The 13,492-nt window shown below is 57.8% G+C and carries 10 protein-coding genes; 2 read left to right on the top strand and 8 right to left on the bottom strand.

The genetic code is table 11. The features are described 5' to 3' along the window. The first annotated feature begins 250 nt into the window (after window positions 1–250). Complete coding sequence (locus ACHUE7_RS03125) at window positions 251–1,696, top strand: protein adenylyltransferase SelO (RefSeq protein ID WP_394168685.1); 1,446 nt, start codon at window positions 251–253, stop codon at window positions 1,694–1,696. Window positions 1,697–1,699: 3 nt separating this feature from the next. On the opposite strand, the gene ACHUE7_RS03120 is transcribed toward ACHUE7_RS03125, so the two are convergent. The 3 genes from ACHUE7_RS03120 to ACHUE7_RS03110 form a co-directional block, all read right to left on the bottom strand. Next, complete coding sequence (locus tag ACHUE7_RS03120) at window positions 1,700–3,310, bottom strand: methyl-accepting chemotaxis protein (protein WP_394168684.1); 1,611 nt, start codon at window positions 3,308–3,310, stop codon at window positions 1,700–1,702. A 287-nt stretch (window positions 3,311–3,597) separates the two neighbouring features. Further along, complete coding sequence (locus ACHUE7_RS03115; RefSeq protein ID WP_394168683.1) at window positions 3,598–5,364, bottom strand: acyl-CoA dehydrogenase C-terminal domain-containing protein; 1,767 nt, start codon at window positions 5,362–5,364, stop codon at window positions 3,598–3,600. Window positions 5,365–5,640: 276 nt separating this feature from the next. After that, window positions 5,641–7,422 carry an acyl-CoA dehydrogenase C-terminal domain-containing protein gene (locus ACHUE7_RS03110; protein WP_394168682.1) on the bottom strand — a complete coding sequence of 594 codons (1,782 nt, stop codon included), beginning with the start codon at window positions 7,420–7,422 and terminating at the stop codon, window positions 5,641–5,643. A 491-nt stretch (window positions 7,423–7,913) separates the two neighbouring features. Between ACHUE7_RS03110 and ACHUE7_RS03105 the strand changes: the two genes are divergently transcribed. After that, window positions 7,914–8,396, top strand: coding sequence for a fasciclin domain-containing protein (locus tag ACHUE7_RS03105; protein WP_394168681.1), 483 nt, complete (start codon window positions 7,914–7,916; stop codon window positions 8,394–8,396). Window positions 8,397–8,498: 102 nt separating this feature from the next. Here ACHUE7_RS03105 and ACHUE7_RS03100 read toward each other — a convergent pair whose 3' ends face one another. The 5 genes from ACHUE7_RS03100 to ACHUE7_RS03080 all read right to left on the bottom strand — a co-directional run bounded on the left by ACHUE7_RS03100 (window position 8,499) and on the right by ACHUE7_RS03080 (window position 13,396). Next, on the bottom strand, window positions 8,499–9,425 hold the full coding sequence (locus ACHUE7_RS03100; RefSeq protein ID WP_394168680.1) for an NAD(P)-dependent oxidoreductase: 927 nt from the start codon (window positions 9,423–9,425) through the stop codon (window positions 8,499–8,501). A 46-nt stretch (window positions 9,426–9,471) separates the two neighbouring features. Further along, complete coding sequence (nagB, locus tag ACHUE7_RS03095; RefSeq protein WP_394168679.1) at window positions 9,472–10,254, bottom strand: glucosamine-6-phosphate deaminase; 783 nt, start codon at window positions 10,252–10,254, stop codon at window positions 9,472–9,474. A 260-nt stretch (window positions 10,255–10,514) separates the two neighbouring features. Beyond that, complete coding sequence (gene nagA / locus ACHUE7_RS03090) at window positions 10,515–11,657, bottom strand: N-acetylglucosamine-6-phosphate deacetylase (RefSeq protein ID WP_394168678.1); 1,143 nt, start codon at window positions 11,655–11,657, stop codon at window positions 10,515–10,517. An 81-nt stretch (window positions 11,658–11,738) separates the two neighbouring features. Next, entirely contained in the window at window positions 11,739–12,515 is a 777-nt protein-coding gene (locus ACHUE7_RS03085) for a GntR family transcriptional regulator (protein WP_394168677.1), read from the bottom strand. Further along, entirely contained in the window at window positions 12,515–13,396 is an 882-nt protein-coding gene (locus tag ACHUE7_RS03080; RefSeq protein WP_394168676.1) for a glucosamine kinase nucleotide-binding domain-containing protein, read from the bottom strand. Before ACHUE7_RS03080 ends, ACHUE7_RS03085 begins: the two co-directional genes overlap by 1 nt. Window positions 13,397–13,492: the final 96 nt, after the last annotated feature.

The raw sequence follows: 13,492 nt of genomic DNA, 5'->3' as shown, positions 1-13,492 counted from the left end.
GTCGGCCAAGGCAGGCTGTTTCCCCAACCGGTTACCCTTCATCCGCGACGGGATCGGCTCTGCTTTCAGGCTGGCGAAGCAGCGACGTATCGCAACGGCTGGTTACCGACCTGTTGCCCGCGCCCCAACCTTCCCTGCGACACCACTGCACTACAGCGCCAATACCACCAATTGTCACTCTCGCCCCTGGCTTGACTTCCCTGCCATACCCCCCATCCTCGTTGCCATAGTCCGTAATGGTTAAGCGCCCATGCCTGATGATCTGGTTACCACCGTGCAGTTTGACAACCGCTATCAGCGGGAGCTGCCGGACACCTATGCCCGGGTCACACCCACACCGGTGAAGAATCCGCGCTGGGTCGCCTGGAACAAGCCCCTGGCACGCGAGCTGAATTGGCCAAATCAGCCCGATGACGATGTGCTGGCCGCTTTCTCCGGCCACGGCCAACTGGAAGGCACCGACCCCATTGCCCAGAAATACGCCGGACACCAGTTTGGCACTTTTAATCCGGACCTCGGCGACGGCCGTGGCCTGCTGCTGGGAGAGTGGGTTGATGGCCAGGGTCAACACTGGGACTTTCACCTCAAAGGTGCCGGGAAAACGCCGTTCAGCCGATTCGGCGATGGCCGGGCCGTGTTGCGATCATCCGTCCGCGAACTGCTGGCCAGTGAAGCCTTGCACGGGCTGGGCATTCCCACGACCCGTGCCCTGGCGTTGATTGGGTCTGACGAGCCCGTCATGCGCGAGCGGCTTGAGAACGGCGCTATGCTGCTGCGCGTGGCCAAAACCCACATTCGCTTTGGTCACTTCGAATGGTTTGCCTTCAGCGGCCAGACCGAAAAGCTGGAGCGTTTGCTGGCGTTTTGCCTGACCCACCTGTTTCCGGACTGCAAAGATGCCCCGGACCCCACCGCCGCCTTCTTCGACGAGGTGGTTACCCGCACCGCCCACCTGATCGCCCATTGGATGAGCACCGGCTTTTGTCACGGCGTGATGAACACCGACAACATGAGCATCATCGGCGATACCTTCGACTATGGCCCCTACGCCTTTCTCGACGCCCTGCAACCCGGCTTTATCTGCAACCACACCGATACCAGCGGTCGTTACGCCTACAACCGGCAGCCGGACATTGCCTTCTGGAACCTGCAATGCCTGGCCCAGGCCCTGGCGGGCATCGCCGACCAGGGTGCCTTGCGCGACAGCCTGAGTCGCTTTGCCGAACACTACAACGCCCGGTTCTCAGGTTTGATGGGCGCGCGTCTGGGGTTGTCGAACGTATCCGGGGAAGATCAGTCACTGATTCGGGACTGGATGCAACTGGCTACCGCAGAGGCGTTAGACTTTCATCGTCCGCTGCGCGCCCTGGCCGAGACTGCGATGCCCGACTGGGCCAGGCTCGACGACGATTACATCGACCGCGATAGATTTCGTCGCTTCCGTCAGGCACTGGCGGAACGCCGCCAGCAGGAACCCGAAGGCCAAACCCTGGCACTGGCCAGCAATCCGGTCTCAATTCTACGCACTCACCATGCCCAGGCAGTGATCGAGGCGTGCGAGGAGGGCGACGATTCACTGCTGCACAGTTATCTCGCCGCCCTGCAATCACCCTTTGAAGACCGGCGGGAGTGGCAACGCTGGCGCATGCCACCTCCGGCAGAATATCAGGCGCAGCCACTCAGTTGCAGCAGCTGAGCGCTACACCTTGAACCGACCCACCACATCACTCAGCTCATCGGTACGCTGCTTCAGGTTATCTGCCAGTCCACTCAAATTGCGCGACTGATCAGAGCTACGACTCGAGTAGTCAGAAATCATCTGCAGGTTTTTGTTAATCTCCTCGACCACATGTGTTTGCTCTTCAGTGGCGGTGGCAATCTGCATCGACATATCGGTGATCTGAGTGATAGCCCCCTCAATCGACCTGAAAGATTCAGCAGCGCTCGCCACATCGGTTACCGTGAGATCAAGCACTTCAATCCCGCTCTTCATCGAGCCCACGGCATCGTCCACACCCGCCTGCAGGGTTTCAATCCGTTTTTGAATGTCCTCTGTGGACTGCTGAGTCTTACTCGCCAGCGCACGAACCTCATCGGCGACCACAGCAAAGCCTCGACCCTGCTCGCCCGCACGCGCCGCTTCGATGGCCGCGTTCAACGCCAGCAAATTCGTCTGCTCGGCGATACCGCGAATCACATCGAGAACCGAGGCAATACTGACGGCCTCTTCAGCCAGGCGACCAACGGCTTCGGAGGACCGGTTCAGACGATCAGACAACTGCGCTACGCGTTCGTTGGCCTGTTGTGAAACCTCGGTACCCTGCCCTACCGAATTTTGTGCTTCATTCGCTGCATCAGCACCGGAGTTCGAGTTATTGGCGATCTCTCTTGCGGCACCGTGCATTTCCTCCACCGCCGTAACCACCTGATCAACCGTCTGGTGTTGCTCATCGGCCAGATTGATGTTGCCGGCCGCCGCTTCCCGCAGCGAGGAAGCACCTTGCTCAAGATGCACATTGACTTCCTTGACCACAGAGATGGACTTCTGCAGTTTTTCGATCACTGCATTGAAAGCCAGGGCCAACTGACCCAGCTCATCCTGCGAACTGGCGGTTAAGCGGGCCGTCAAATCACCCTCACCCTGGGCGATGTCGTTCATTTTATCGCGCAGTGACTCGATCGGCCGCACCAGCATCATGGGCAGCGTAATCCCAATCGCAATGAAGACCACCAACAAAAGAATGACCTGGAATAACTGGAAATTCGTCTGTTGACTCAGTGTTTCGGAGGCAGCCGAAGCGGCGGAGTCGGCCAACTGATCCAGCCGCTCACCGAGCAGGTTGAGTGAGTCTCGCGGGGCATTGAACAGATCTAGGTTGTCATTCGGTTCGTTGTTGGCGATGACCTGGTCGCCATGGGCCAGCCAGGCCTGCATTTGAGAACGGTATCGTGCTGCCGTATTCGGCTCGAGCTGGTCACCCATCATCTCAATGGCATTCAACCCCCGGTCGAGGGCTTGCTGATAGTTTTCAATTCGCTCGGCGTTCAGCGCCTGCCGCGTCTGCGGATCACCACTGGCGCCCAGCTCTACATACCCACGCATGGCCACCAGCGCCTGGTAGAGATCGCGATCGGCATTCAGGGCTGCGGATATGGCCGGGAAGTATTGCTGATCAAAGGCAGCAACCTGTGAATCGATGTCAGTCATCGCCCGGTACGACTGGAACGACATCCAGAAAATGAACAGGGCAAGCACCAACAGAGGCAGGCGGATCTTGTTCTTTAAAGACCAGTGTTTAAACGATTTCATGCAATGCTCTCTCTTCCAGTTAAATCATTACTTCGCGTGCTGGTTCCCTGAACACGATCGGGCCTACGTTCTGACGACGTCAATTATCCAACTTATAGCAAGTACTCCGTCCATGAGCACCGGTTAAACGTTAGTCTAGATCAGACTTATCGGACACATTAGAAAAAACTGAAGGGATATTCGACTAAACTTCGACACTTGGGTACCAGTGTCACTGGCCACAAACAAGAGAGAGGGGTATGAAAATCAACGAGCCCGCCAATGGCGGGCTTGAAGTTACCGGACCGTTAAAAGGCGTCGGCCGGCGTCGTCATCAGGGTGTCGCTGCCAGCCAGTACCTTGGCGTGGTAACCCAGCGATTCGGGCAACAAACGCTGCATGAAGAACCGGGCGGTTTCCAGCTTGGTGCGATGGAACTGGGAATCCTGTTCTTTGGCCGCCCTGGCCATCATCGACCACATATAAGCATAAGCCGTGAGACCAAAGAGGTTCAGATAATCGCAACTGGCTGCGCCAATGGCGTTGGGGTCGTCTTTCACCTGATTCAGCACCGCTGCGGTCGCATCTTCCAGACGGGCCAGTGCATCGGCGAGCGGGCCAGTAAACTCGGTCAGGTCGGAAGTGCTATCAATGAACGCCTGTACTTCCTGCTTGAAACTCTGGAAGAACGCACCCTGATTAGCCGCAATTTTCCGACCCATCAAATCCAGCGCCTGAATGCCGTTGGTGCCTTCGTAAATCTGGGCGATGCGAGCATCGCGCACGAACTGCTCAAGGCCCCACTCACGAATGTAACCGTGGCCGCCCAGTACCTGCTGGCCCAATACCGTGGCATCAAGCCCGCGGTCCGTGAAATAGGCTTTCGCGACCGGCGTCAGCAAGGCCACCAGGCCTTCGGCTTTGGTGCGTGTCGCGTCATCCGGGTGGCCCTTGGCCATATCCAGCCACATACCGACATAGGCCGCAAAAGCACGGCCGCCTTCGGTGTAAGCGCGCTGGGTCAGCAACATACGGCGCACATCCGGGTGCACAATAATAGGGTCGGCCACCTGATCCGGCTGCACCTTGCCTGCCGGCGACCGGCTTTGGATCCGCTCCCGCGCGTAATCGCGCGCCAGTTGGTAGGAGACATCACCCAGGCCAATGCCCTGCAAGCCAATCGACAAACGCTCATAGTTCATCATGGTGAACATCGCCGCCAGACCGCGGTTTTCCTCACCGACCAGATACCCTTCAGCGCCATCGAAATTCATCACGCAGGTGGCTGAACCCTTGATGCCCATTTTGTGTTCAATGGAGCCACAGGCCAGCAAATTACGCTCACCCAGCGAACCATCGGCATTCACTTTGAACTTGGGCACAACAAACAGGGAAATGCCTTTCGGCCCGGATGGGGCATCCGGCAACTTGGCCAGCACCAGATGAATGATGTTCTCATTCAAATCGTGCTCACCACCGGTAATAAAAATCTTGGTACCGGAAATCTTATACGCGCCCTCACCTTCAGGCACCGCCTTGGTCTTCATAATGCCCAGATCCGTACCACAATGCGGCTCGGTCAGACACATGGAACCCGACCAGCGGCCTTCGTACATCGGCGGCAGATAGGTTTGCTTCAGCTCATCGCTGGCATGGTGCAACAGGCACAAACAGGCACCGGCGGTCAGCGCCGGATACAGCGCAAAAGAGGTATTGGCCGCGTAGACCATCTCTTCGAACATCACCGTCAGCATTTTAGGCATACCCTGGCCACCAAACTCAGGGTCACCGCCCAGGCTCAGCCAGCCGCTTTCGGCGTAGGTCGCGTACGCTTCCTTAAAGCCCGTCGGCGTCGTTACTTCGCCGTCTTTCCAGGTGCAGCCTTCCTCATCGCCCTGACGGTTGATGGGGAACAACTCGTTTTCACAAACGCGAGCGCCTTCTTCAAGAATCGCCGACACCAGATCCGGCGTCACTTCTGACGTAGTAGGCATACTGGCCCACAGGTCGTCGGCTTTGAACACGTCGTGCAGTACGAACTGCATGTCCTGAATGGGTGCTTTGTAATTTGCCATGATCGGTTACCTGAATATCTGAGTCATGAAGTAAGCAAAACGAACCGTGGTCTTACGTCACTAAATTTTGAAATTAGCACTGGCTAAGTAGCAGGTGCCGGGTATGGCTATCCGGGGAAGTTCGCAGCATGGATGCTGCGATCTAGGCCCCATGGATGGGTCCACGCCGACCCCGGATAGCCATACCCGGTGCCTGATACGAACCCCTGGCGCAACAGCAAACCCAACCGGGTGCCACTTAACAAAACGGGCTCATCAGAGCCCGCTAGAAAAGGTTTAAAACGCAAAGTGCGCTTCATCCAGTGCCATGGTGCTGTCGACACCGGCCAACATGCAGCCTTTGTGTCCGGCGGTGCGCGGCAGAATGCGGTCGAAGTAGAACTGAGCCGTGGTCAGCTTGGCCTGGTAGAAATCGACTTCATCGGTGCCGGCGGCCAGGGTTGCCTGAGCTTTTTCAGCCATCAGCGCCCAGTAGTACGCCAGCACAGCGTAGCCTGAGTACATCAGATAATCGACCGCTGCGCCGCCAACTTCCTCGCGGTTCTGCATGGCTTTCATACCGATCTGCATGGTCAGGTCGCCCCACTCTTTGTTCAGCGTCGCCAGTTGCGTCACCATCGGTTTGATGGCCTCGTTCTCCGCATTGGCCTTGCAGAACTTGTGCACGATCTTGGTGAAATTCTTCAGCGCTTCGCCCTGAGTCATCAGCACTTTACGGCCGAGCAGGTCGAGTGCCTGAATACCTGTAGTGCCTTCATACAACTGGGCAATGCGGTTATCGCGAACAATTTGCTCCATGCCCCACTCTTGAATGTAACCATGACCACCGTAAACCTGCACACCGTGGTTGGCGGCTTCGGTACCCACTTCGGTCAGGAAGGCCTTGGCAATCGGCGTCAGGAAGCCAAGCAGATCATCGGCTTCTTTCTTCTGAGCCTCGTCTTTGCTGTATTTGACCAGATCGACCATTTGGCTGGCGTGCATCATCATCATGCGGCCGCCCTCGGCAAAGGCTTTCTGGGTCAGCAGCATGCGACGCACATCCGGGTGAACAATGATCGGGTCAGCCGGCTTTTCCGGTGCTTTCGGGCCAGTCAGGCTGCGCATCGCCAGGCGATCGCGAGCATACGTCAGCGCGCCCTGGAAGGAGAGCTCGGCTGAAGCAACACCCTGCATCGCCGTACCCAGACGGGCAAAGTTCATAAAGGTGAACATGCACTTCAGGCCCTGGTTCGGCGGGCCGATCAGGAAGCCTTTGGCGCCATCGAAGTTCATAACGCAGGTGGCGTTGCCGTGAATGCCCATCTTGTGCTCGATGGAGCCGCATTTAACATCGTTACGGGTGCCATCGGGCAGGACTTTGGGCACGATGAACAGCGAAATGCCCTTGGTGCCTTCCGGAGCACCTGGCAGACGGGCCAGAACGATGTGAACGATGTTCTCGGCCATATCGTGTTCGCCGGAAGAGATGAAGATCTTGGTGCCGCTGATGGCGTAAGAGCCGTCGGCGTTTTCTTCGGCCTTGGATTTCAGCGTGCCCAGGTCAGACCCACAATGCGGCTCGGTCAGACACATAGTGCCGGTCCACTCGCCTGACACCAGCTTCGACAGATAGACTTCCTTCTGCTCATCGGTGCCGTGCAGTTCGATGGTGTTCATCGCACCGTGCGACAGACCCGGGTACATGCCCCAGGCCCAGTTGGCGGTAGAGACCATTTCAGAGACCACATTGCCGATCGAATCGGGCAGGCCCTGGCCGCCGAATTCGGTCGGTTGCGCCAGTGACGGCCAGCCGTTATCGACCCACTGCTGATAGGCCGCTTTAAAACCGGTCGGGGTGGTCACTTCGCCGTCGTTCCAGGTGCAGCCTTCCTGATCGCCCACCTGGTTCAACGGTGACAATACTTCTTCACAGAACTTGGCGGCTTCACCCATGATGGCATCGACCATGTCGCGGGTGGCATCTTCGGCACCGATGGCCTGGTAGTGGGCTTCTGCGTTAAGCATTTCATGCATGACGAACTGCAGATCGCGCAGGGGGGCTTTATAAGCTGGCATTGTGTTCACCTCAACAGGGCCCGTAGGCGGTAAGCGGCCAGCTCAGTTCAACCATAACGTAAGCGGGTAGAACCGAACCGACTTCAGTGTTCAAACGATCGTTTGAAACATACGTTCGCATTCAAGCCAAGTCAAGCGCCATTCGCACTGTGCTCACAGGTTTGGGCCCGGCCTGGGGTATTGCTTCCTTCCCGGCATAAACTGTCTCATTCCTGTCGCGATTGACCCGGGAAATCGAAGGCTCTGTATAGCATGGTTTCTTTACTTTCTAACGACATCTGGCGGACTGCCAGCCCGTATACGAGGGTCAATATGAACTGGTTTGACGGAATATTTTGCGCAAGACACCCAGTTTTGCTTAACAAACCGGTTGATGAACCAGAAGCGTATCTAGGGGGCAGTTCGATCTGTCGAGTGCAGATCCTAACCTTGAAATCGCCGGATACCGTTTATCCCGCGAACCGATAACGCACGACAGGAGCTTTACTGATATGAACGTGATCAAACGCGCTACCATTACCCTGGCTTCCGTAGTCTTCGCAGCAACGGCGTTTGCCGGCGCTCACATGGCCAGCAAAGACATAGTTGAAACTGCCATCGAATCCGACGACTTCAACACCCTGGTCGCTGCCGTTCAGGCTGCTGGTCTGGTCGAAACATTGCAGGGCGACGGACCTTTCACCGTGTTTGCCCCTAATGATGCCGCCTTCGACAAGATCCCCAGCGCCACTCTGAACAGCCTGCTGGAAGACCCGGAAGCCCTGGGCGCCATTCTGGGCCTGCACGTCGTGGCCGGTAAAGTGATGGCCGAAGACGTCGTCGGCCTGAGCAGCGCCGAAACCATTACCGGTGAAACCCTGACGATCGAAGTCATGGGCGGCAAAGTCATGGTTAACGGCGCAACCGTTATCGCCACCGACATTGAAACCTCAAACGGTGTCATTCACGTGATCGACACCGTCATCACCGAGTAAATCTGTGCTATTCAGACATCGCTTTCAGCGTGATGCGTTAACGGGCTTAGGCCCGTTTTTTTTTACCAGTGCCGCTCACCCAAAGCCTGTCGAAGCCCCTGCTCAATACTCCCGGCTCAGATCTACCGGGTACCGGGGCGGCCCGCCGGCCCGGACCTGGCGCAGATTATCAATCGCCAGCCGAATCACATCCGACGGATCGCTGATCGAGGCAATGTGCGGCGTGACCCAGATGTTCGGGTGCGACCAGAGCGGGCTCTCCGGTGGCAGCGGTTCCGTCTCGAATACGTCCAGAATGGCACCGCTAAGCAGCCCGACTTCTAGCGCGGGTATCAGATCATCTTCAGCCAGCGACGCACCTCTGCCCACATTCATGACCACAGGCTGGCGCTCGCACCGTGCCCAGAGTTCGCTGCCGAGCAGCCCGCGGGTGGCGGAAGTCAGTGGCAATAAATTGATCAGATAATCCGCCCTGGCCAGACCGGCGTTCAAACCGGACTTCCCGGTCAGGGATTCAACTTCGCCGAGTTGCTTCGGCGACTGGCTCCAGCCACTGACCTTGTAGCCCTGCACCACCAGCGCTTTCGCCACAGACTGGCCGAGTTCACCCAGGCCAAGAATCAGCACCTGCTCGCCCCAGCGGCCATCGTGCCAGTCCCAGTGCTTTTCGTTTTGGGCATGAACCAGTCGAGGCATATCCAGCTGCCAGTTGCTCAACTGAGCACAGACATAACGCACCATCCGGTCTTTCAGAGACTGGCCCATAAAACGGGCCACCGGCCAGTCGGCGGGAAAACCAGCATCCAGCAGGTGATCCACTCCGGCGCCCCAGCTCTGCACCAGCTTGACCCTTGTATAGGCTGACCAGTCACGGACCTGCGGCTTCCAGGCAAGCACCAACTCAATGCTGGCCGGGTCATAGTCTTCACCCGGTAACCAGACCGGATCGGTAATACCCAGTCGCTTGAAATCGGTTTTAATCGCATCGAGCCGGCTTTCGCTGCCGGTCATATCCACCAGAATGGCCATACTGCGTCTCTGTACTCGGAGTGAACTCGCTACCCTACCACAGAGTTCAAACGCCGGGCAGGCGCTGATTTTCCTGCTCGATGTACTGGTAAAACGCCACATCTTCCAACTGGCTGGCCGCCGCCCGGTCCAGTACCAGCGTGGCTTTGGGGTGCATCTGCAAAATAGACGCCGGGCACCGTGCCGCGAGTGGGCCCTCTACCGTCGCCCGCACCGCCGCCGCCTTGTTCTCACCAGTCGCCAGCAGCAGAACCTGCCGGGCTTCCATAATGGTGCCAATGCCCATGGTGATCGACAGATGCGGCTGAAACTCACAGTCATCAAAAAAGCGCTGGTTGGCCTTCACCGTATCCGGCGTTAGCGTCTTAACCCGAGTGCGCGACGCCAGGCTGGAACTGGGCTCGTTAAAACCAATGTGACCATTGCGACCAATGCCCAATAACTGCAAATCGATACCACCGGCGGCCTGAATCGCGACTTCATACGCATCGCAGGCGGCCAGTGGTTCCTCGGTAGCACCATCAGGCACGGCCGTATTGGCCAGATCAATATCCAGATGCCGAAACAGATGCTCATTCATAAAGTACCGATAGCTCTGTGGGTGTGTACCGGCCAACCCCAGGTATTCATCCAGATTAAAAGTACGAGCTTTGGCAAAGCTCAATTCGCCGCGCTTAACCCGCGCAATCAATGCGTTGTACAACGCAATTGGGGTTGAGCCGGTAGCCAGGCCCAAAACAGAGTCTGGCTTGTTATTTAACTGCTCTGCGAACCGGTCTGCACCATAGCTGGCGACTTGTTCGGGTGTATCCAGAATTACGATTTGCATGTCAACGGCTCGAAGATGATTAAATGAAATGTTTGCTATGAGTGAAACGGTTACTAAGGGTTAGAAATTCGTACGGTTCAACCACTGACTATCCAAGGATCGCCGGGTGTGCCGACTGAAGGTCGTGAGACAGCATGGATGCTGTCTTCGAGCCCCCACGGATGGGTTCACGGCGTACCTTCAGTCGGCATACCCGGCGATCCGATTGCCACAATTCCTCAATCAACCACCGAACCAAATTCGGCCGCAGAATTTCGAACTCATGGCACCAACCTACTACCAGCCCGCCAGAGCCCCTTCACGTTCATGGCGTCATCGAACCAGGTCAGATCGGCCATGCGCCCCGGCCGCAGACTACCGAAGCGGTCGTCGATGCCCAGATATTCAGCCGGGTAGCGGCTGGCCATCGCAATGGCCTCATCGACTGGAACCTGCAAGTGCTCGCAGCAATAACGCACGGCATCGACCAGGGAAATGGCACTGCCAGCGAGTCGGCCCGCCGCATTAACCAGGCGGCCATCGACTTCGGAAATCCACTCACCATAGAGCCTGAATTGCTTGTCGACCGATCCGATGGTCGCCATCGCATCGCTGACCAGATAGACCTTGCCTCTGGGCTTGGCTTTCAAGGCCAATCGCAAAGAGGCCGGGTGCACATGAATGCCATCGGCGATCACGCCGCACCAGGTTTCATCACTGGCCAGAGCAGCCCCGACCACACCGGGTTCACGACCGGTTTGCGGGCGCATGGCATTGAACAAATGGGTAAAACCGGATAAGCCAGCATGGATGGCTGCGTTTACCTCATCAAACACCGCATTGGTATGTCCGGCGCTGACGCGCAAACCCAGCGACGCCATACGCTGAATGTCGGCAACCGCTACCTGCTCTGGCGCCAGCGTAACGATGCCCGGAATGGTCGACGCCCGCTCCAGCCACTGCCAGTCGGCTGCCTCAAGTTTGCGCAACTGATCCTGATGGTGCACCCCGTTGCGTTCGTTACTGAAAAACGGGCCTTCAACATGAATGCCCAGAATACCAAAATGCGGATCGGCACTGGCAGCAATGGCGGCGTCTACCGCCTGCTCGGTCACCATTCGGGTATCGGAAATTACTGTCGCCAGAATGCGGGCTACGCCTTTGCGGGCATGGCCTTCGGCCATCGTCTTCAAAGTCGATAGACTCGGGTCATTGTTCAACAGCGCGCCACCGCCACCATTGGCCTGCAGGTCCAGCAGACCCGGTGCCAGCAAGCCGCCCTGCAAGGTTTCTGCAGCGTAATGCGAGGGGATGTCGCTTGGCGAAACCCGACCCACCAGGGTGTCGCCTTCAATCAGAAGCGCACTGGTACCCAGTCGTTCAAAACCGTCAAATACAGCGGGGGCAATTAATGCCGTATGCATACTCTGTCCTTCCTGGCCGAACCCGGTACAAACCCGGGTTAATGACTGATTGTTCGGTCTTGTTCGGCCAGGCCAACAAGCTCAGGCCGGCATCGCCGATAATTCAGTCACGAAATCGTAGATGTCACCCCGGTACCAGGACCGGGTAAATTCCACCGGGCGGTTGCTGCTATCGAAGCCCTGGCGTTCGATGTACAGCACCGCATCACCCGGCGCGATGTTCAGATGCCGCGCCACTTCGGCATCGGCGTTGTGCGCAGTCATGGTTTGCAGGGCGCGAACCGGCCGGGCATTGGCTTCATCGAGCGCCTGATACAGCGACACGTTCACGTCTTTAGCGTCAGCAATAATGCTGCCGGGCACCGAGGCAATCTCGTAGGCCATGGGGGTTTCACTGGCAAAGCGCACCCGGGTGTAACGACCAACCCGGCTTCCGGGCGACAGATTCAACGCCATGGCTTCGCGTGGTGAACTTTGCACCGTTATCCGGCTTACCCATTCCGACGAGGGCTCAAGGCCTCGGGTAATCATGTCTTCGGTAAAGCTGTTCAAAACCGAGAGGTTCTTGTGAATCGACTTGCGTTCGCCTGAGGTCACTACCGTGCCTGCACCCTGGCGCTGGCGCAGCAACCCCTCATTCACCAGTGCTTCAATGGCTTTGCGCACGGTGACCCGGGAGACACCCAGCGCAACTGCCAGCTCACGCTGGGGCAATAGATAGTCGCCGTCTTTGAGAAGGCCTTCGTGAATGGCCTGACTCAGGGAGCGAGACAGTTGCGTATAAAGTGACCCGGGGCGATCCGGGTTCGGGGTCAGAAAATCGATCAGGTCCTGATCGTTAAGCGGTGCTGTGGCCATCAGTCGGGACTCCTCGTCTGGGCCAACCGCAGTGCCCCGTCCAGTGCGTCGCCCTGCGCGGTGCGCAGTTGCAAACGATGTCGCTCTGCCAGCAAAGGGCTAACCCGGGCGGCCAGGCCGCCCATCACTGCAAGTGGCTGGGGGGTCGGGCTCAGGGCGTCCAGCAGTCGATTCAGGATGTCGAGCTGGTCAGAGACGATCTGGCGGGCAATGGGGTCGGCCTGGTCATACCAATCCATTACCAAAGGCGCCAGCTTACCATAATCGACGGACTTGGCCTTTTGGGCCCAACCAATAAGACCACTGGCAGAATCATTGTGCAGTTTCCAGATTGCCCGGGTCAGTTCACTGCCTTGAACCAGGCCGTCCCGCTGCCAGAGGGCATGTCGCACGGCTTGCAAACCCAACCAGGCGCCACTGCCGCCGTCGTCCAGCGGAAAGCCCCAGCCAGAAACCTGACGCCACTGCCCTTGCAGAAACGACACACCAATCACGCCGGTGCCAACCACCAGCAAGGCACCGTCGTCACCGTCATGGGCACCAACACAGGCAATCTGGCCGTCGTTCAATAACTGGAACCGGGCAAAGCCATGGGGTCGTGCCAAAAACGCGGACGCAGCAGACTCGATTTCAGAACCCGCCAACCCGGCCACAACCACCAATCTTTTCCGGTCCGCCGGTTGCAAGCCACTGGCTTGCAATACAGTGGCCGTAGCCTGATCAACCGAGGCCCAACTGGTCTCAACGCTCTGATACACATTGGCACTACCGGCACTGGCTTCAGCCAGCACCTGGCCATCGCCATCTGCCAGCCGAACCCGGCAGGAAGTCCCACCCCCGTCGATCCCCATAAAAAGAGGCGAACTCGTTGCGGTTGTCATTTTCCGGCGCCTCCTTTTTTTGTGGCTTAATCCGTGCTGGCTACCGGGTAGGCTTCTCCGGGGTCGGCGTGAACCCGTCCATGGGGCCTAGGCTTC

Origin of the sequence: Saccharospirillum alexandrii, from assembly GCF_043641555.1 — a bacterium.
GTDB lineage: Bacteria > Pseudomonadota > Gammaproteobacteria > Pseudomonadales > Natronospirillaceae > Saccharospirillum > Saccharospirillum alexandrii_A.
Note: the sequence above shows the minus strand (reverse complement) of the source record. Positions and strands in the feature narration are given on the sequence as shown.